Source organism: Pseudomonas sp. LH21 (assembly GCF_036549575.1).
GTDB classification, from domain to species: Bacteria; Pseudomonadota; Gammaproteobacteria; order Pseudomonadales; family Pseudomonadaceae; genus Aquipseudomonas; species Aquipseudomonas peradeniyensis.
Genome location: NZ_CP144367.1, coordinates 1,279,987 through 1,299,656, shown reverse-complemented (window position 1 = coordinate 1,299,656; position 19,670 = coordinate 1,279,987). Strand labels below are relative to the sequence as shown.

Here is a 19,670-nt window from a genome sequence, read left to right as displayed (position 1 = left end):
TGACGCACTTCATGCGTCAGCGAGCAACGGTCTCGTGAACCGCTCCCGCTTTGACAAAGAGGCTGCGCGCGTAAGCGGGCAGCCTCTTCGGGGCGACAGACGAATCCGTCTTACTGCTTGGCGGCAGCTACCTGGGCGGCAACTTCGGCAGCGAAGTCGTCAACCGGCTTCTCGATGCCTTCGCCGACCTTGAAGTAGGTGAAGGAAACGATTTCAGCACCGGCTTTCTTGGCCAGCGCGCCGACCTTGACTTCCGGATCCATGACGAAGGCTTGCTCTTTCAGCGAGGCTTCGGCTTTGAACTTGGAGATACGACCGTTGATCATGTTCTCAACGATGTTTTCCGGCTTGCCGGCGATCTTGTCGGCGTTCAGCTGCAGGAAGACGTTCTTCTCGCGCTCGATGGCCTCGGCGGAGATTTCCGACGCGTCCAGGAACTCTGGGTTCGAGGCTGCAACGTGCATGGCGATGTTCTTGGCCAGATCGACGTCGCCGCCTTTCAGGACAACAACGGCACCGATCTTGTTGCCGTGCAGGTAGGCACCGACAACGTCACCCTCAACGCGCACCAGGCGACGGATGTTGACGTTCTCGCCGCACTTGGCAACCAGGGCTTCACGGGCGGCTTCACGCGAGGCGATCAGCGGAGCGGCGTCGGTCAGCTTCTGGGCGAAGGCTTCTTCGATGCTTTCGGCAACGAAGTTCTTGAAGTCGTCTTGCAGGGCCAGGAAGTCGGTCTGCGAGTTCACTTCCAGCAGAACGGCGGATTTACCGTCGGTCTTGACGGCGATAGCGCCTTCAGCAGCGACGTTGCCAGCCTTCTTGGCGGCCTTGATGGCGCCCGAGGCACGCATGTCGTCAATGGCTTTCTCGATGTCGCCGCCGGCCTTTTCCAGGGCCTTTTTGCAATCCATCATGCCTTCGCCGGTACGCTCGCGCAGTTCTTTGACCAGCGCCGCAGTAATTGCTGCCATTTCAAAATCCTCTTGGAAAGTTTTTCAACCATTCCACCCGCTCGTCACGGGCGTTAAATTCTGCAAATCGCTGCCTTTATATCAGCTCGCCCATGATGCGGGGCCGTTGCTGACAGCAGGATTTCAAGGTGGCAAAAAGGGGGCCAAGCCCCCTTTTTGCGTGCCAAGTAGACGCCAGGCGTCAATTACTCAGCAGCAGGTGCAGCCGCTTCTTCAGCGTAGACTTCAGTACCGCCGGCAACGTTGTTGCGGCCGCGGATGACGGCGTCAGCCATCGAAGTCATGTACAGCTCGATGGCGCGGATGGCGTCATCGTTACCTGGGATGATGTAGTCAACACCTTCCGGGCTGCTGTTGGTATCGACAACGCCGATGACCGGGATGCCCAACTTGTTGGCTTCGGTGATAGCAATGCGCTCGTGGTCGACGTCGATCACGAACAGGGCATCAGGCAGGCCGCCCATGTCCTTGATACCACCCAGGCTGCGGTCCAGCTTTTCCAGATCGCGCGAACGCATCAGGGCTTCTTTCTTGGTCAGCTTGGCAAAGGTGCCGTCTTCGGCCTGGGTTTCCAGGTCGCGCAGACGCTTGATCGAGGCGCGGATGGTCTTGTAGTTGGTCAGCATGCCGCCCAACCAACGGTGATCAACGTATGGCGAACCGCAACGAGCAGCTTGCTCGGCGACGATCTTGCCGGCGGAACGCTTGGTGCCGACGAACATGATCTTGTTCTTGCCCTGGGCCAGGCGCTCTACGAAGGACAGAGCTTCGTTGAACATTGGCAGGGTTTTTTCCAGGTTGATGATGTGGATCTTGTTACGCGCGCCGAAAATGTACTTGCCCATTTTCGGGTTCCAGTAACGGGTCTGGTGGCCGAAGTGCACACCGGCCTTCAGCATATCGCGCATGTTGACTTGGGACATGATAGTTCCTTGATAAGTCGGGTTGGGCCTCCACGTATCCCAATGACCAACCCGTGCTTCCAGGGAAACCGGGCACCCAGGCCATCGTGTCGACACGTGTGTGGGTTTGAGCTGACGGAGGACATCCCCCGAAAGCGGCGCATTTTATACCACAGGCCGAGCGCGAACGGAACCCGGATCATGCTTCGTCCGTCAGTGGCTTTTGCAGCACCCGTGCTTTGCGGCCAGAATGCCTTCAATAGACCACCGGATCCAGGGGACTCTCCCGACAGATCGCCGCCGCGCTCTGGTAGAATCCGGTCTTTCCCGTTTGTTCGCGCCACACAAGGCGCCGTAGAGAGCCTGTTCATGACCGTCACCATCAAGACCGCAGAAGACATCGAGAAGATGCGCATCGCTGGCCGCCTGGCCGCCGAAGTGCTGGAAATGATCGAGGAGCACATCAAGCCCGGCGTCACCACCGAAGAGCTCGACCGCCTGTGCCACGACTACATCGTCAACGTCCAGCAGGCGATCCCCGCCCCTCTCAACTACAAGGGCTTCCCCAAGTCGATCTGCACCTCGATCAACCATGTGGTCTGCCACGGCATCCCCAATGACAAGGCGCTCAAGGACGGCGACACCATCAACATCGACGTGACCGTGATCAAGGACGGCTACCACGGCGACACCAGCCGCATGTTCCATGTCGGCACCGTCGCGCCATGGGCCGAGCGCCTGTCCAAGGTCACCCAGGAGTGCCTGTACAAGGCCATCGAGCTGGTCAAGCCCGGCTGCCGCCTGGGCGACATCGGCGAAGTGATCCAGAAACACGCCGAGAAGAACGGTTTCTCGGTGGTCCGCGAGTTCTGCGGCCACGGCATCGGCAAGGTGTTCCACGAAGAGCCGCAAATCCTCCACTACGGCCGCGCCGGCACCGGCATGGAGCTCAAGGAAGGCATGACCTTCACCATCGAGCCGATGATCAACCAGGGCAAGGCCGACACCAAGGTACTGGGCGACGGCTGGACCGCCATCACCAAGGACCGCAAGCTCTCGGCCCAGTGGGAACACACCCTGGTGGTGACCGCCAGCGGCTACGAGATCTTCACCCTGCGCAAGGACGACACAATCCCGCGCACCTCGGCCTGATACTGACTAACAGGAACGCGACTCGATGCCCCAGGTGGATCCCGAGCTGTTCGACCGCGGCCAGTTCCAGGCGGAACTGGCCCTCAAGGCAAGCCCCATCGCCGCTTTCAAGAAGGCCATCCGCATGGCCGGCGAGGTGCTCGACAAGCGTTTCCGTGAAGGCCGCGAGATCCGCCGGCTGATCGAGGATCGCGCCTGGTTCGTCGACAACATCCTGCAACAGGCCTGGCACCAGTTCAGCTGGGGCGCGCCGGACGGCATCGCCCTGGTGGCGGTGGGCGGCTATGGCCGCGGCGAGCTGCACCCGTTCTCGGACATCGACCTGCTGATCCTGCTCGACGCCGCCGAGCACGAGCAGTACCGCGACGCCATCGAGCGCTTCCTCACGCTGCTGTGGGACATCGGCCTGGAAGTCGGCCAGAGCGTGCGCACCGTCGACGAATGCGCCGAGCAGGCCCGGGCCGACCTCACGGTCATCACCAACCTGATGGAAAGCCGCACCATCGCCGGCCCCGAGTCGCTGCGCCGACGCATGCTCGACGCCACCAGCACCGCGCATATGTGGCCGAGTAAGGAGTTCTTCCTGGCCAAGCGCGCCGAGCTCAAGGCCCGCCATCACAAGTACAACGACACCGAGTACAACCTCGAGCCCAACGTCAAGGGCGGGCCGGGTGGCCTGCGCGACATCCAGACGGTGCTTTGGGTGGCCCGGCGCCAGTACGGCACCCTGAACCTGCACGCACTGGCCGGCGAGGACTTCCTGCTGGAAAGCGAGAACGAACTGCTGGCCTCGTCCCAGGCCTTCCTCTGGCGCGTGCGCTATGCCCTGCACATGCTCGCCGGACGCGCCGAGGACCGCCTGCTGTTCGACCACCAGCGCAGCATCGCCGCGCTGCTGGGCTACACCGACGACAACCCCAAGCGCGCCATCGAACAGTTCATGCAGCAGTACTACCGGGTGGTGATGAGCATCAGCCAGCTGTGCGACCTGATCATCCAGCACTTCGAGGAGGTGATCCTCGCCGATGACGACAGCGGCGCCACCCAGCCGCTGAACGCGCGCTTCCGCCTGCACGACGGCTATATAGAAGCGGTCAACCCAAACGTGTTCCGACGCACCCCGTTCGCCATGCTGGAAATCTTCGTGCTGATGGCCCAGCACCCCGAGATCAAGGGCGTGCGCGCCGACACCGTGCGCCTGCTGCGCGAGCATCGCCACCTGATCGACGACAAGTTCCGCAACGATATCCGCAACACCAGCCTGTTCATCGAGCTGTTCAAGTGCGAGATCGGCATCCACCGCAACCTGCGGCGGATGAACCGCTACGGCATCCTCGGCCGCTACCTGCCGGAGTTCGGCCTGATCGTCGGACAGATGCAGCACGACCTGTTCCACATCTACACGGTCGATGCGCACACCCTCAACCTGATCAAGCACCTGCGCAAGCTGCAGTACACCCCGGTTTCCGAGAAATTCCCGCTGGCCAGCAAGCTCATGGGCCGCCTGCCCAAGCCCGAGCTGATCTACCTGGCCGGTCTCTACCACGACATCGGCAAGGGTCGCCAGGGTGACCATTCCGAGCTGGGCGCAGTGGACGCACAGGCCTTCTGTGCGCGCCACCAGCTGCCTGCGTGGGACAGTCGGCTGATCGTCTGGCTGGTGCAGAACCACCTGGTGATGTCCACCACTGCCCAGCGCAAGGACCTCTCCGACCCGCAGGTGATCAACGACTTCGCCCTGCACGTGGGCGACGAAACACGTCTGGACTACCTCTACGTGCTGACCGTGGCCGACATCAACGCCACCAACCCCAGCTTGTGGAACTCCTGGCGGGCGAGCCTGCTGCGCCAGCTCTACACCGAGACCAAGCGCGCCCTGCGCCGGGGCCTGGAGAACCCGCTGGACCGCGAGGAGCAGATCCGCCAGACCCAGAGCGCCGCGCTCGACATCCTGGTGCGCGAGGGCACCGACCCGGACGACGTCGAGCAGCTCTGGTCGCAGCTGGGTGACGATTACTTCCTCAAGCACACCGCCGCCGACGTGGCCTGGCACAGCGACGCGATCCTCCAGCAGCCGGCCGACGGCGGGCCGCTGGTACTGATCAAGGAAACCACCCAGCGCGAGTTCGAGGGCGGCACGCAGATCTTCATCTACGCCCCCGACCAGCACGATTTCTTTGCCGTGACCGTGGCCGCCATGGCCCAGCTCAACCTGAACATCCACGACGCCCGGATCATCACCTCGAGCAGCCAGTTCACCCTCGACACCTACATCGTGCTCGACAACGACGGCGGCTCGATCGGCGACAATCCGCAGCGGGTCAGGCAGATCCGCGACGGCCTGACCGAAGCGCTGCGCACCCCCGAGGACTACCCGGCGATCATCCAGCGCCGGGTGCCACGCCAGCTCAAGCACTTCGACTTCCCGCCGCAGGTGACCATCCTCAACGACGCCCAGCGTCCGGTGACCATTCTCGAAATCACTGCCCCGGACCGGCCCGGCCTGCTGGCGCGGATCGGGCGGATCTTCCTGGAATTCGACATCTCGCTGCAGAACGCCAAGATCGCCACCCTCGGCGAGCGCGTGGAGGACGTGTTCTTCATCACCGACGCCGACAACCAGCCGCTGTCCGACCCGCAGCTGTGCAGCCGCCTGCAGGAGGCCATCGTCCAGCAGTTGCAGGCCGGCCAGGCCAGCGATGCCAGCCCCACCCGCATGACCTTTTGACGATAACGAGACCTTGCGCCAATGAACCCAGCACTGACCCAGCTCCAGCCCTACCCGTTCGAGAAACTGCGTGCCCTGCTGGGGAGCGTGAAGCCGGCGGCGGACAAACGCCCGATCGCCCTGTCGATCGGCGAGCCGAAGCACGAATCGCCGGCCTTCGTCGCCAAGGCCATGGCCGACAACCTCGACAAGCTGGCGGTCTACCCCAGCACCCTGGGCCTGCCGGCCTTGCGCCAGGCCATCGGCCAGTGGTGCGAGCGGCGCTTCGGCGTGCCAGTCGGCTGGCTGGACGCCGACCGCCATATCCTGCCTGTCAACGGCACCCGCGAGGCGCTGTTCGCCTTCACCCAGGCCGTGGTCGATCGCTCGGCAGATGGCCTGGTGGTCAGCCCCAACCCGTTCTACCAGATCTACGAAGGCGCGGCCCTGCTGGCCGGCGCCACCCCGCACTACCTGCCCTGCCTGGAAAACAACGGTTTCAACCCGGACTTCGACGCCGTGCCGGCCGACGTCTGGAAGCGTTGCCAGATCCTGTTCCTGTGCTCCCCGGGCAACCCCACCGGCGCCCTGGTGCCAATGGACACCCTGAAGAAGCTGATCGCCCTGGCCGACGAGCACGACTTCGTGATCGCCGCCGACGAGTGCTACAGCGAGCTGTACTTCGACGAGGACGCGCCGCCACCGGGCCTGCTCAGCGCCTGCGCGGAACTGGGCCGAAATGACTTCAAGCGCTGCGTGGTGTTCCACAGCCTGTCCAAGCGTTCCAACCTGCCGGGGCTGCGCTCGGGCTTCGTCGCCGGCGATGCCGAAATCATCAAGCCGTTCCTGCTGTACCGCACCTACCATGGTTGCGCCATGCCGGTGCAGACCCAGCTGGCCAGCATCGCCGCCTGGCAGGATGAGGCCCATGTGCGCGACAACCGCGACCAGTACCGCGCCAAGTACGACGCCGTGCTCGACATCCTGCAACCGGTGCTCGACGTGCAACGCCCGGACGGCAGCTTCTACCTGTGGGCCAAGGTGCCGGGCAGCGACGCCGACTTCACCCGCGACCTGTTCGAGGCCGAGCATGTGACCGTAGTGCCAGGTTCGTACCTCTCCCGCGAAGTAGACGGGGTCAACCCGGGCGCCGGGCGCGTGCGCATGGCCCTGGTAGCGCCGCTGGCCGAGTGCATCGAGGCAGCGGAGCGGATTCGCGCGTTCCTGGGCCGCTGATGGCAGGCGCCCCTTCTCACAGGGGGGCGCAATTCAAATCGAGGCAAGCATTAAGTACCGTCAGCACAGAACTCTGGCGACCGATAGTTGGCACCTCTCAACCCCTGAAGGTGCACAACGATGTCCGATGTTCTCGTGGCAAACGCGATCTACCGTCTACGCCAGAAGCTGCAACTGCCCCAGGCGATGAAGCCGCGCAAGAAACGCTCGGTGGCGGATCATTCCGTGTTCTGGCGCCCAGGCCAGACGCTCAGGATCTCGTTCATCGGCACGCCCTGCCCGTGGCTCAAGAAATCGATTTTCGACACCGCCTGCCAATGGCTGAAATACGCCAACCTGAAATTCGAACTCCTCGACAACGATGTCGAAGAAGCCGAGATCCGCATCCAGACCGATGTGCAGGAAGGCGTGAATTTCAGTTTCCTGGGCAACCAGGCCTTGGACGTGGACGGTGCCACCATGGCATTGGGAGTCAGGCTGTCCGACCCACTGTTCGAATCGTTCGTATTGCATGAGTTCGGGCACGCACTGGGCATGGAGCACGAGCACCAGCACCCACAGGCCAACATTCCCTGGGACCTGGACGCGGTGCGCCAGTTGCTGGCAGCGGTCCTGGCCGACGAGGCCAACAGCCCGGATGAGCTGGCCGACCTGATCGAAGAGGACCTTGCCGTTCAATTCCTGCCTCTGCCCGATAACGGCGACCTGCTCATCCTGCCCTATGACAAGCAGTCGATCATGCATTACCGCATCAGGCAGAAACTCACGCGCCACGCTTTCAAACGCAGCCAAAACCTGAAGATCAGCAAGAAGGACAAGCGCTTCATGCGCCTGGTCTATCCGGCTTCGTGCAAGTAACTAGCGGACCTGCCCGAGGTTGGCCTCGCTCAGGTCCAACTCGCCCAGCACCTGGCGCACCACTTCGTCCCCCACCAGGTGCTGGCGATGCAGCTCGTACAACTCCAGCCGCTGGGCACGCAGGGCACGCAGGCGCAGACGACGCTCCAGCTGATCCATCTGCTCGGCCAGCGCCCTGGCCTCGGCGCTGTCATTGTAACTGTCCAGTTCATCGCGGTACTCGGCCATCAGCCGCGCCTTGAGCTCGGTGGCCAGGGTCGCCTGGGCGGCATCCTGCGGCGCGTTGGCATCGATCACCTCCTCGGCCTCGAGCGCATGGATCGCGGCCTCGGCGGTGCGCCGCCAGGCCTCCTGCACTTCCTGGTGCAAGCGCTCGTCCGGGCTCTTGGTCACGCCGCGCAGCAGGATCGGCAAAGCGATGCAGGCGCTGACCAGCGACAGCAGGATCACCCCGGCGGCAATGAAGATGAGCAGGTCGCGCTCGGGAAACGCCTTGCCCGCGCCGATCAGCAGCGGCACCGACATCACACCCGCCAGGGTCACCGCGCCGCGTACGCCGCCCAGGGTCAGCAACCAGCAGGAGCGCGCGGTCGGCATCAGCACCAGCGCGGGCTTGCCGCGCCAGCGTCTAACCACGCCGATAGCCCGCCAGATGCTCTGCACCCAGATGAACCGCAACAGCACCAGCGCGGCGAAGATCGCCACCACGTCCAGGCAGCGCCAGGCAAGCGTTGGCCACGCGGCAGCCTCGTCGCTCACCACCGCCTTGATGATGTCCGGCAGTTGCAGGCCCAGCAGCAGGAAGATCAGGCCGTTGAAGGCGAACTCCAGCAGCGACCAGACACTGCGGTTGAGCAGGCGGGTGCTGGTCTGCCGGGGCAGCAGGTCCAGCCAGCTCTGCATCATCCCGGCGGCCACCGCCGAGAGAATGCCGGACACGCCAAGCCGTTCGGCGAGCACGTAGGCGGCAAAGGGCAGCAGCAGCATGAACACCACGTGAGTGGCCGGGTCGTCCCAGCCGCGGGTGATCATCCACATGCGCAGGCGTCCGACCAGCCAGCTCAGCGCCACCCCCACCGCCAGGCCACCAAGGGCGACCAGGACGAAGGTCAGGCTGGCCTCGGTCAACGAGAACACCCCGGTGATCGCCGCCACCAGGGCGAACTTGAAGGTCACCAGGCCCGAGGCGTCGTTCATCAGCGCCTCGCCCTGGAGCATATGCATCAGCGGCGTCGGCAGGCGATCCTGGGAGATGGCCGAGACGGCCACGGCATCGGTGGGCGACAGCACCGCCGCCAGGGCGAAGGCCACCGGCAGCGGGATGCTCGGCAGCAGCCAGTGGATGAAATAGCCGGCGCCGACCACGGTGAACAGCACCAGCCCCACCGCCAGCGCCACCACCGGCCCACGGATGCGCCACAGTTCGCGCTTGGGCATGCGCCAGCCGTCGGCGAACAGCAGCGGCGGCAGGAACAGGAACAGGAACAGCTCCGGGTCCAGCGCCACGTGCAGGCCCAGGGTCGGCCAGGCCAGCAAGGCGCCGGCGCCAATCTGCACCAGCGGCAGGGGCAGCGGCAGCACCCGCCCGACCAGTTTCGACACACTCACCAGCATCAGCAGGATTAGAACGGTATAGGCTGACTGCATCGGCAAGCTTCCTGTTTGATCGGAGAAACCACAGCGAGGCGAAACATCGCCATTGAAACAATATGTTAGCGGGGATGCGCTATCGTGGACCGCTGCACGATAGTCGCAGCCTGGCCGGGAATATGTAACACAATGCTACGCGAGAAGCGGTGAAACACATCGGCGCGGCCTTCCAGCCCGCAGCCGTGGCGCCAGCCCCATCGATGCCGCATAATCGGCCCACCCAATCTTCAAGGAGCATCGGGGACGCCCGGCCCGACCAGGCTGCCCCAGGCATTCAATGGCTTACACTCTCTACGGCATCAAAGCCTGCGACACCATGAAAAAGGCCCGCACCTGGCTTGAAGACAAGGCCATCGGCTTCGACTTCCACGACTACAAGACCCAGGGCATCGACCGCGACAGCCTGAACCGCTGGTGCGACGAGCACGGCTGGGAAGTCGTGCTGAACCGCGCCGGGACCACCTTCCGCAAGCTCGACGACGCCAGCAAGGCCGACCTCGACCAGGCCAAGGCCGTCGAACTGATGCTCGCCCAACCGTCGATGATCAAGCGTCCGGTGCTCGACCTCGGCGAGCGCACGCTGGTCGGCTTCAAGCCCGACCTGTACGCCGCGGCGCTGGCCTGATCCCGCATTACGCTCCATCCCCTTTTCGTACGAGGTAATCGCATGTCTCAATCGCTGTTCAGCCTGGCCTTCGGTGTCGGCACCCAGAACCGCCAGGGCGCCTGGCTGGAAGTCTTCTACGCACAACCCGTGCTCAAGCCGTCCGCCGAACTGGTCGCGGCCATCGCGCCGGTGCTGGGCTATGAAGGGGGCAACCAGGCCATCGCTTTCACCACCGCCCAGGCCGCCCAGCTGGCCGATGCGCTCAAGGGCGTCGATGCCGCCCAGGCCGCGCTGCTGACCCGCCTGGCCGAGAGCCACAAGCCGCTGGTCGCCACCCTGCTGGCCGAAGACGGCGCGCTGACCTCCACCCCCGAGGCCTACCTCAAGCTGCACCTGCTGTCGCACCGCCTGGTCAAGCCGCACGGCGTATCGCTGGCCGGCATCTTCCCGCTGCTGCCGAACGTCGCCTGGACCAACCAGGGCGCGGTCGACCTGGCCGAGCTGGCCGAGCTGCAACTGGAAGCGCGCCTGAAAGGCGAACTGCTGGAAGTGTTCTCGGTGGACAAGTTCCCGAAGATGACCGACTACGTCGTGCCGGCCGGCGTGCGCATCGCCGACACCGCCCGTGTGCGCCTGGGCGCCTACATCGGCGAAGGCACCACCATCATGCACGAAGGTTTCGTCAACTTTAACGCCGGCACCGAAGGCCCGGGCATGATCGAAGGCCGCGTCTCCGCCGGCGTGTTCGTCGGCAAGGGTTCGGACCTGGGCGGCGGCTGCTCGACCATGGGCACCCTGTCCGGTGGCGGCAATATCGTCATCAAGGTCGGCGAAGGCTGCCTGATCGGCGCCAACGCCGGCATCGGCATTCCGCTGGGCGACCGCAACACCGTCGAGGCCGGCCTGTACATCACCGCTGGCACCAAGGTGAACCTGCTGGACGAGAACAACCAGCTGGTCAAGGTGGTCAAGGCCCGCGACCTGGCCGGCCAGACCGACCTGCTGTTCCGCCGCAATTCGCTCAATGGCGCGGTGGAGTGCAAGACCCACAAGTCGGCCATCGAGCTGAACGAGGCGCTGCACGCGCACAACTGAGAACCTGCCCGGGTTTGAAGTGATAAGATCGGGTCTGCTCCCAGGCTTTGCTTGTGGGCAGACCCGATTTTCATTCCAGGCCCCGCTAATATGTTCCAGCCCTCTCCCTGGCGCGCCGATTTCCCCGCCATCGCCGCCCTGCAACGGCAGCACCAGACCTACCTGGACAGCGCCGCCACCACCCAGAAGCCCCAGGCCCTGCTGGATGCCCTGAGCCATTACTATGGCCATGGCGCCGCCAATGTGCACCGGGCCCAGCACCTGCCCGGCGCCCTGGCCACCCAGGCCTTCGAGGGCTCCCGCGACAAGGTCGCCGCCTGGCTCAATGCCGCCGACTCGCGGCAGATCGTCTTCACCCACGGCGCCACCTCGGCCCTGAACCTGCTGGCCTATGGCCTGGAGCACCGCTTCGAGGCCGGTGACGAAATCGCTGTCAGCGCCCTGGAGCACCACGCCAACCTGCTGCCCTGGCAACAACTGGCGCACCGGCGCCAACTGCGCCTGGTGATCCTGCCGGTGAACGACCTGGGGCATGTCGACCTGGAGCAGGCCCTGCAATTGATCGGCCCGCGCACCCGCCTGCTGGCGATCAGCCAGCTGTCCAATGTGCTGGGGACCTGGCAGCCGCTGGCGCCGTTGCTGGCCCATGCCCGAGCCCAAGGCGCGCTGAGCGTGGTCGATGGCGCCCAGGGCGTGGTCCACGGTCGCCACGATGTGCAGCAACTGGACTGCGACTTCTATGTGTTTTCCAGCCACAAGCTCTACGGCCCGGATGGCGTGGGCGTGCTGTACGGCCGCCAGCAGGCGCTGGCACTGTTGCGCCACTGGCAGTACGGCGGCGAGATGGTGCAGTTGGCGGACTACCAGGACGCCAGCTTCCGCCCGGCACCGCTGGGCTTCGAGGCCGGCACGCCGCCGATCGCCGGCGTCATCGGTCTGGGCGCTACCCTGGATTACCTGGCCAGCCTCGACGCCAATGCGGTGGCCGCCCATGAGGCTACCTTGCACCAGCACTTGATGCGCGGCCTGGCTGATCGCGAGGGGGTTCGCCTGCTCGGCTCGCCTCAGGCGGCGCTGGCCAGTTTCGTCATCGATGGTGTGCACAACGCCGATATCGCCCACCTGCTGACCGAACAGGGCATCGCCGTGCGCGCCGGGCATCATTGCGCCATGCCGCTGCTCAGGCACCTGGGCCTGGACGGCGCGATCCGCGTGTCGCTGGGGCTCTACTCCGACAGCGACGACCTGCAACGCTTCTTCGACGCGCTCGACCAGGGCCTGGAGCTGCTGCGATGAGCCTGTCGGCCGAGGCCAGCCAGGCGCTGGAGAGCTTCGAGCAGGCGCGCGGGTGGGAGCAGCGGGCGCGGTTGCTGATGCAGTGGGGTGATCGGCTGGAACCACTGGACGACAGTGACAAGACCGAAGCCAACCGGGTGCATGGCTGCGAGAGCCTGGTGTGGCTGGTGGCCCAACAGGAAAATGGTCAGTGGCATTTCAAAGCCGCCAGTGATGCACGGCTGCTGCGCGGCTTGCTGGCACTGCTGCTGGTGCGGGTGCAGGGTTTGGCCAGCGATCGATTGGCAGCGCTCGACCTGAGCGCCTGGTTTACCCAGTTGGGGCTGGAGCGGCAGTTGTCGCCGTCGCGTAGCAACGGGCTGCATGCGGTGTTGCTGAAGATGGCCGAACTCGCTACCCAGGCCTGAATCGCTGTTGGATTCATCGCGGGGCAAGCCCGCTCCCACGCGTACATCCGACTGTTGCGTACTCGTGGGAGCGGGCTTGCCCCGCGATAACCTATTCGGCCTTGCCCCGCTCAGAAGGCCGCCGCGCGCCGGCCACCAATTTCTCCACGGCCTTGCTCGCCGCGACCATGCCGAAGGTCGCGGTCACCATCATCACCGCGCCGAATCCACCGGCGCAGTCCAGGCGCACGCCCTCACCGACAAAGCTCTTCTGCAGGCACACGCTGCCATCCCCCTTGGGGTAGCGCAGCTGTTCGCTGGAGAACACACACGGCACGCCATAGTTGCGGCTGGTGTTGCGCGAGAAGTTGTAGTCGCGGCGCAGGGTCGAGCGCACCCGTGAAGCCAACGGGTCGTTGAAGGTCTTGTTGAGGTCGCCGATCTGGATCTGGGTCGGGTCGATCTGCCCGCCGGCGCCACCGGTGGTGACAATGGCGATCTTGCGGCGGCGGCACCAGGCGATCAGCGCCGCCTTGGCCATCACGCTGTCGATGCAGTCGATCACGCAGTCCATCTGCTCGGTGATGTACTCGGCCATGGTCTCGCGGGTGACGAAATCGGCCACCGCGTGCACCGTGCAGGCCGGGTTGATTGCCCGCAGGCGCTCGGCCATCACCTCGACCTTGGCCCGGCCAACCTGGCCTTCGAGGGCATGGGCCTGACGGTTGGTGTTGCTTACGCAGACATCGTCCAGGTCGAACAGGCTGATTTCGCCCACGCCGCTGCGGGCCAGGGCCTCGGCAGCCCACGAACCAACCCCGCCGATACCGACGATGGCCACGTGGGCCTGATTCAGGCGCTGCAGGCCGTCGTCGCCGTAGAGCCGGGCGACGCCGGCGAAGCGTGGATCTTCTGTGCTCATGCTGATACCCCGAAAAAACCGGCGCGCATTATAGGCCAAGCCATGGGTTCGCGGGCATAGCGCACGGCCCGATCACGCCACCTGGGCGTGCCAGAGCGGCCACGGGTTGGAAAAATTCCTACCAGGCCTGCTTTAATGTCCTATCAAGCAACTATATCTGGACGACAGCCAGGCGGACCGAGAACTACATCCTCTGTCGACAATCCAACGGATTACCTTCCCCGGAATCCGTAGGACCCACGCCCCAGCGGCGACGCCTCGCTCCCCTCTTCGGAACCTCTAACACCTATGTCATCACGCAAATTCGGTCTCAACCTGGTGGTGGTCCTGGCCATCGCCGCGCTGTTCACCGGGTTCTGGGCCTTGATCAACCGCCCGGTATCCGCCCCCGCCTGGCCGGAACAGATTTCCGGTTTTTCCTACTCGCCCTTCCGTCTCGGCCAGAGCCCGCAGAAAGGCCAGTACCCCAGCGAGGACGAGATCCGCCAGGACCTCGAGCAACTGAACAAGCTGACCGACAACATCCGTATCTACACCGTCGAGGGTACCCAAGCCGAGGTGCCGCGCCTGGCCGAGGAGCTTGGCCTGCGCGTCACCCTGGGGATCTGGATCAGCAACGACCAGGAACGCAACGAGCGGGAGATCGAAAAGGCCATCGGCCTGGCCAACACCTCGCGCAGCGTGGTGCGGGTAGTGGTCGGCAACGAGGCGCTGTTCCGCGAGGAAGTCACCGCCGAGCAGCTGATCGGTTATCTCGACCGGGTGCGCGCCGCGGTCAAGGTGCCAGTGACCACCAGTGAGCAGTGGCACATCTGGAAGGAACACCCGGAGCTGGCGAAACACGTCGACCTGGTCGCCGCGCACATCCTGCCCTACTGGGAATTCGTGCCCATGAAGGACTCGGTGCAGTTCGTCCTCGACCGCGCCCGCGAGCTGCGCAAGCAGTTCCCGCGTAAACCGCTGCTGCTCTCGGAGGTCGGCTGGCCGAGCAACGGGCGCATGCGCGGCGGTGCCGACGCCACCCAGGCCGACCAGGCCATCTACCTGCGTACCCTGGTCAACACCCTCAACCGCCGCGGCTACAACTACTTCGTCATCGAGGCCTACGACCAGCCGTGGAAGGCCAGCGACGAAGGCTCGGTGGGCGCCTACTGGGGCGTGTACAACGCCGAGCGCCAGCAGAAATTCAACTTCGAAGGCCCGATCGTGGCGATCCCGCAGTGGCGCGCCCTGGCCGTGGCCTCGGTGGTACTGGCGATGATCGCCCTGGCCATCCTGCTGATCGACGGTTCGGCCCTGCGCCAGCGCGGGCGTACCTTCCTCACCTTCATCACCTTCCTGTGCGGGTCGGTGCTGGTGTGGATCGCCTACGACTACAGCCAGCAGTACAGCACCTGGTTCAGCCTCACCGTGGGCGTGCTGCTGGCACTGGGCGCCCTCGGGGTGTTCATCGTGCTGCTGACCGAGGCCCATGAACTGGCCGAGGCGGTGTGGATTCACAAGCGACGGCGGGAATTCCTGCCCGTGCAGGGCGACAGCGCCTACCGGCCAAAGGTCTCGGTACATGTGCCGTGCTACAACGAACCGCCGGAGATGGTGAAGCAGACCCTCGATGCCCTCGCCGCGCTGGATTACCCGGACTACGAAGTGCTGGTGATCGACAACAACACCAAGGACCCTGCCGTATGGGAGCCGCTCAAGGCCCACTGCGAGAAGCTCGGCGAGCGCTTCAGGTTCTTCCACGTAGCCCCCTTGGCCGGCTTCAAGGGCGGCGCGCTGAACTACCTGATCCCGCACACGGCCAAGGACGCCGAGGTGATCGCGGTGATCGACTCGGACTACTGTGTCGATCGCAACTGGCTCAAGCACATGGTGCCGCACTTCGCCGACCCGAAGATCGCCGTGGTGCAATCGCCCCAGGACTACCGCGACCAGCACGAGAGCGCCTTCAAGAAACTGTGCTACAGCGAATACAAGGGCTTCTTCCATATTGGCATGGTCACCCGCAACGACCGTGACGCGATCATCCAGCACGGCACCATGACCATGACCAGGCGCAGCGTGCTCGAGGAGCTGGGCTGGGCCGAGTGGTGCATCTGCGAGGACGCCGAGCTGGGCCTGCGGGTGTTCGAGAAGGGCCTGTCGGCGGCCTACGCCCATAACAGCTACGGCAAGGGCCTGATGCCCGACACCTTCATCGACTTCAAGAAGCAGCGCTTTCGCTGGGCCTACGGCGCCATCCAGATCATCAAGCACCACGCCGGCGCCCTGCTGCGCGGCAAGGGCAGCGAGCTGACCCGTGGCCAGCGCTACCACTTCCTGGCCGGCTGGCTGCCGTGGATCGCCGACGGCATGAACATCTTCTTCACCGTCGGCGCGCTGCTGTGGTCGGCGGCGATGATCATCGTGCCGCACCGGGTCGACCCGCCGTTGATGATGTTCGCCATCCCGCCGCTGGCGCTGTTCTTCTTCAAGGTCGGCAAGATCGTCTTCCTCTACCGCCGCGCGGTGGGGGTCAACCTCAAGGACGCCTTCGCCGCCGCGCTGGCGGGGCTGGCGCTGTCGCACACCATCGCCAAGGCGGTGCTGTACGGTTTCTTTACCAGCAGCATGCCGTTCTTCCGCACGCCGAAGAACGCCGACAGCCATGGGCTGCTGGTGGCGATTTCCGAGGCCCGCGAAGAGCTGTTCATCATGTTGTTGCTGTGGGGCGCGGCGCTGGGGATCTATCTGGTGCAGGGGCTGCCGAGTTCGGACATGCGTTTCTGGGTGGCGATGTTGCTGGTGCAGTCGCTGCCGTACCTGGCGGCGCTGGTGATGGCGTTGCTGTCGTCGTTGCCCAAGCCCTCCGAGAAGGTTGCAGAGCCACAACAGGCTTGAGATCGCCGGGGGCGCGTTGCGCCCCTTTCGCGGCACAAGGCCGCTCCTACACAGGCAGCGCAGTCTCTGTAGGAGCGGCCTTGTGCCGCGAAAGGGCCGCAACGCGGCCCCATTCCACCATGGTTTGATATAAGATAACGCCCCTCAGTTTCCCCGCCTTGCCTTGCCCCGGAGTCCCTCAATGACGGCCCCAGCCGAGCTCTCGCCTACCCTGCAACTGGCCTGCGACCTGATCCGTCGCCCCTCGGTCACCCCGGTCGATGCCGACTGCCAGACCCAGATGATGAACCGCCTGGGCGCCGTCGGCTTCCAGCTCGAGCCGATGCGCATCGAGGACGTCGACAACTTCTGGGCCAGCCATGGCACCCAGGATGGCCCGGTGCTGTGCTTCGCCGGCCACACCGATGTGGTCCCCACCGGCCCGGTGCAGCAATGGCAGCATGAGCCGTTCGAGGCGCTGATCGATGCCGACGGCATGCTCTGCGGGCGTGGCGCCGCCGACATGAAGGGCAGCCTGGCATCCATGGTGGTGGCCAGCGAGCGCTTCGTGCACGACTACCCGAACCACCGAGGCAAGGTCGCCTTCCTGATCACCAGCGACGAGGAAGGCCCGGCCCACCATGGCACCAAGGCCGTGGTCGAGCGCCTCAAGGCACGCAACGAACGCCTGGACTGGTGCATCGTCGGCGAACCGTCCAGCACCACCCTGCTCGGTGACGTGGTCAAGAACGGCCGTCGCGGCTCGCTTGGCGCCAAGCTGACCGTGCGCGGCAAGCAAGGCCACGTGGCTTACCCGCATCTGGCGCGCAACCCGATCCACCTGGCCGCGCCGGCCCTGGCGGAACTTGCCGCCGAGCACTGGGACGAAGGCAACGCGTTCTTCCCGCCGACCAGCTTCCAGATCTCCAACCTCAACTCCGGCACCGGCGCCACCAACGTGGTCCCGGGCGAGCTGACCGCGCTGTTCAACTTCCGCTTCTCCACCGAATCGACGGTCGAGGGCCTGCAGCAGCGCGTCGCGGCGATCCTCGACAAGCATCAGCTGGAATGGAGCATCGACTGGGCGCTGTCGGGCCTGCCGTTCCTCACCGAGCCGGGCGAGCTGCTCGATGCGGTGTCGTCGAGCATCAAGGCGGTCACCGGTCGCGAAACCCGCCCATCGACCAGCGGCGGCACCTCCGACGGCCGCTTCATCGCCACCATGGGCACCCAGGTGGTCGAGCTCGGTCCGGTCAACGCCACCATCCACCAGGTGGACGAACGCATCCTGGCCAACGATCTCGACCTGCTGACCGAGATCTACTACCAGACCCTGGTGCGGTTGCTCGCCTGATGCTCGCCTGCCCTCTCTGCCAGGCGCCCCTGGCGCGACTCGACAACGGCGTGGCCTGCCCCGCCGGCCACCGTTTCGACCGCGCCCGCCAGGGCTACCTGAACCTGCTGCCGGTGCAGCACAAGAACAGCCGCGATCCGGGCGACAACCAGGCCATGGTCGAAGCCCGTCGCGATTTCCTCGACGCCGGCCACTACGCCCCGGTGGCCCGGCGCCTGGCGCAACTGGCCGCCGAGCGCCAGCCACAGGCCTGGCTGGACATCGGCTGCGGCGAAGGCTACTACACCGCTCAGATCGCCCAGGCCCTGCCGGTGGCCGACGGCTACGCCCTGGATATCTCCCGCGAGGCGGTCAAGCGCGCCTGCCGCCGCGCCCCCGAGGTGACCTGGATGGTCGCCAGCATGGCCCGCGTGCCCATGGCCGATGCCAGCTGCGGTTTCATCGCCAGCGTGTTCAGCCCGCTCGACTGGCAGGAGGCCAAGCGCCTGCTGGCCCCCGGCGGCGGCCTGATGCGGGTCGGCCCGACCAGCGGCCACCTGATGGAGCTGCGCGAGGTGCTCTACGATGAAGTGCGCCCTTACGCCGACGACAAGCACCTGGCCCTGGTTCCCGAAGGCATGGCCCACGCCCACGGCGAGATCCTCGAGTTTCGCCTGAGCCTGGCCGACGCCAAGGCCCGCGCCGACCTGCTGGCCATGACCCCGCACGGCTGGCGCGCCAGCGCCGAGAAGCGCGCGCGGGTGATCGACCAGCCAGAACCCTTCGAGGTCACCGTTTCCATGCGTTATGACTATTTCGTGCGCCAAGACTGAGCACACTGGAGCCCCCCATGCGTCAACCCGATATCGAGATCTACCTCAAGGACGACGACGTCGATCACAAGCAGATCGCCGACTGGCTCGCCCAGGCCCTGGGCCCGTGCAGCGAATGGAAGCAGAAAGGCCAGACCTTCAAGTGCACGGCCGGTAACATTCCGGTCACCTGGTTACCGAAGGCTGTGGGGAAATGGAACAGCCTGTACCTGGAAAGCGACCAGACCCCGTGGGCCGACGACATCGCCTGCGCCCGCGCGGCATTCGCCGCGCTCAACGTCGAAGTGCGTTGCGCGCCAGGCAGTTGGACAGAGGAAGACGGGGAAGAAGATGCCGATCGCTGGATCCGCATCAGCGCCGACGGTGAACAGGAAATCACCTGGCGCACGAACTGAAGGCGTTCGCATCAGGCTGCAAGTTCCACGGTCAACTTGCAGCTTGAGCGTACAGCCGCGAGGCTCAGAGCCCTACCACGTCCTCGGCCTGCAGGCCTTTCTGGCCTTGCACGAGGGCGTACTCGACCTGCTGCCCTTCGACCAGGGTGCGATGCCCCTCACCGCGGATAGCCCGATAGTGGACGAACACGTCCGCACCACCTTCGCGCTGAATGAAGCCATAACCCTTGGCATCGTTGAACCACTTCACATTCCCAGTCTCACGAGACGACATCTGAACTACTCCGGATTTTTATTTTGAAGATCGCCTTGCTGGCGCGGGTTCACCGTCCGCGCCGACGCAGCTTGCACGAATATCCTGCAAGCGGCAGGCCGAGTATATGACAGGGAACAAAAAAAATTCATGACAGGGCCATTTTTGGCCGAATTTTGCTGAACTTACGCAGATACGGCAGACTAACGGGC

The 19,670-nt window shown here is 64.9% G+C and carries 17 protein-coding genes; 12 read left to right on the top strand and 5 right to left on the bottom strand.

Annotation, left to right across the window (positions count from 1 at the left end; translation table 11 throughout):
* Window positions 1-110: 110 nt before the first annotated feature.
* On the bottom strand, window positions 111-974 hold the full coding sequence (gene tsf, locus VUG52_RS06080) for a translation elongation factor Ts (RefSeq protein WP_050704410.1): 864 nt from the start codon (window positions 972-974) through the stop codon (window positions 111-113).
* A gap of 185 nt (window positions 975-1,159) precedes the next feature.
* On the bottom strand, window positions 1,160-1,897 hold the full coding sequence (rpsB, locus tag VUG52_RS06075; RefSeq protein ID WP_028690678.1) for a 30S ribosomal protein S2: 738 nt from the start codon (window positions 1,895-1,897) through the stop codon (window positions 1,160-1,162).
* 348 nt (window positions 1,898-2,245) lie between these two features.
* Here rpsB and map point away from each other — a divergent pair, with 348 nt between their 5' ends.
* From map to VUG52_RS06055, 4 genes are all read left to right on the top strand, one after another.
* Window positions 2,246-3,028: a type I methionyl aminopeptidase gene (gene map, locus VUG52_RS06070; RefSeq protein WP_331832566.1), complete on the top strand. Its 783-nt coding sequence runs from the start codon at window positions 2,246-2,248 to the stop codon at window positions 3,026-3,028.
* Window positions 3,029-3,053: 25 nt separating this feature from the next.
* Window positions 3,054-5,756 (top strand): [protein-PII] uridylyltransferase, encoded by a 2,703-nt coding sequence (locus tag VUG52_RS06065; protein WP_050704408.1) that lies wholly within the window; start codon window positions 3,054-3,056, stop codon window positions 5,754-5,756.
* A 21-nt stretch (window positions 5,757-5,777) separates the two neighbouring features.
* Window positions 5,778-6,971 (top strand): succinyldiaminopimelate transaminase, encoded by a 1,194-nt coding sequence (gene dapC / locus VUG52_RS06060; protein ID WP_331832564.1) that lies wholly within the window; start codon window positions 5,778-5,780, stop codon window positions 6,969-6,971.
* Between the two features lie 120 nt (window positions 6,972-7,091).
* Window positions 7,092-7,829 carry a hypothetical protein gene (locus VUG52_RS06055; RefSeq protein ID WP_331832562.1) on the top strand — a complete coding sequence of 246 codons (738 nt, stop codon included), beginning with the start codon at window positions 7,092-7,094 and terminating at the stop codon, window positions 7,827-7,829.
* Here VUG52_RS06055 and VUG52_RS06050 read toward each other — a convergent pair whose 3' ends face one another.
* A complete protein-coding gene (locus VUG52_RS06050) occupies window positions 7,830-9,476 on the bottom strand; it encodes a Na+/H+ antiporter (RefSeq protein WP_220689977.1) in 1,647 nt (548 codons plus the stop codon). It abuts the gene before it with no gap.
* A 280-nt stretch (window positions 9,477-9,756) separates the two neighbouring features.
* On the opposite strand from VUG52_RS06050, the gene VUG52_RS06045 reads away from it, so the two are divergent.
* From VUG52_RS06045 to VUG52_RS06030, 4 genes are all read left to right on the top strand, one after another.
* Window positions 9,757-10,104 (top strand): ArsC family reductase, encoded by a 348-nt coding sequence (locus tag VUG52_RS06045; protein ID WP_050704405.1) that lies wholly within the window; start codon window positions 9,757-9,759, stop codon window positions 10,102-10,104.
* Window positions 10,105-10,146: 42 nt separating this feature from the next.
* Window positions 10,147-11,181 carry a 2,3,4,5-tetrahydropyridine-2,6-dicarboxylate N-succinyltransferase gene (gene dapD, locus VUG52_RS06040; protein ID WP_050704404.1) on the top strand — a complete coding sequence of 345 codons (1,035 nt, stop codon included), beginning with the start codon at window positions 10,147-10,149 and terminating at the stop codon, window positions 11,179-11,181.
* A 90-nt stretch (window positions 11,182-11,271) separates the two neighbouring features.
* Window positions 11,272-12,477 (top strand): cysteine desulfurase, encoded by a 1,206-nt coding sequence (locus VUG52_RS06035; RefSeq protein ID WP_050704403.1) that lies wholly within the window; start codon window positions 11,272-11,274, stop codon window positions 12,475-12,477.
* Window positions 12,474-12,884, top strand: a complete 411-nt coding sequence (locus VUG52_RS06030; RefSeq protein WP_050704402.1) for a SufE family protein — start codon at window positions 12,474-12,476, stop codon at window positions 12,882-12,884. Before VUG52_RS06035 ends, VUG52_RS06030 begins: the two co-directional genes overlap by 4 nt.
* Before the next feature lie 91 nt (window positions 12,885-12,975).
* Here the strand turns inward: VUG52_RS06030 and tcdA are convergent, their stop codons facing one another.
* The gene (tcdA, locus tag VUG52_RS06025; RefSeq protein WP_050704401.1) at window positions 12,976-13,785 is read right to left on the bottom strand and encodes a tRNA cyclic N6-threonylcarbamoyladenosine(37) synthase TcdA; all 810 of its coding nucleotides are present in this window, start codon (window positions 13,783-13,785) and stop codon (window positions 12,976-12,978) included.
* A gap of 288 nt (window positions 13,786-14,073) precedes the next feature.
* Between tcdA and VUG52_RS06020 the strand changes: the two genes are divergently transcribed.
* From VUG52_RS06020 to VUG52_RS06005, 4 genes are all read left to right on the top strand, one after another.
* Window positions 14,074-16,665 (top strand): glycosyltransferase, encoded by a 2,592-nt coding sequence (locus VUG52_RS06020; RefSeq protein ID WP_050704400.1) that lies wholly within the window; start codon window positions 14,074-14,076, stop codon window positions 16,663-16,665.
* 181 nt (window positions 16,666-16,846) lie between these two features.
* Window positions 16,847-17,998, top strand: a complete 1,152-nt coding sequence (gene dapE / locus VUG52_RS06015; RefSeq protein ID WP_050704399.1) for a succinyl-diaminopimelate desuccinylase — start codon at window positions 16,847-16,849, stop codon at window positions 17,996-17,998.
* Window positions 17,998-18,810, top strand: coding sequence for a putative RNA methyltransferase (locus VUG52_RS06010; protein WP_262951483.1), 813 nt, complete (start codon window positions 17,998-18,000; stop codon window positions 18,808-18,810). Before dapE ends, VUG52_RS06010 begins: the two co-directional genes overlap by 1 nt.
* 17 nt (window positions 18,811-18,827) lie before the next feature.
* Window positions 18,828-19,205, top strand: coding sequence for a hypothetical protein (locus VUG52_RS06005; RefSeq protein ID WP_050704397.1), 378 nt, complete (start codon window positions 18,828-18,830; stop codon window positions 19,203-19,205).
* A gap of 64 nt (window positions 19,206-19,269) precedes the next feature.
* Here VUG52_RS06005 and VUG52_RS06000 read toward each other — a convergent pair whose 3' ends face one another.
* The gene (locus tag VUG52_RS06000) at window positions 19,270-19,479 is read right to left on the bottom strand and encodes a cold-shock protein (protein WP_011535295.1); all 210 of its coding nucleotides are present in this window, start codon (window positions 19,477-19,479) and stop codon (window positions 19,270-19,272) included.
* Window positions 19,480-19,670 lie beyond the last annotated feature (191 nt).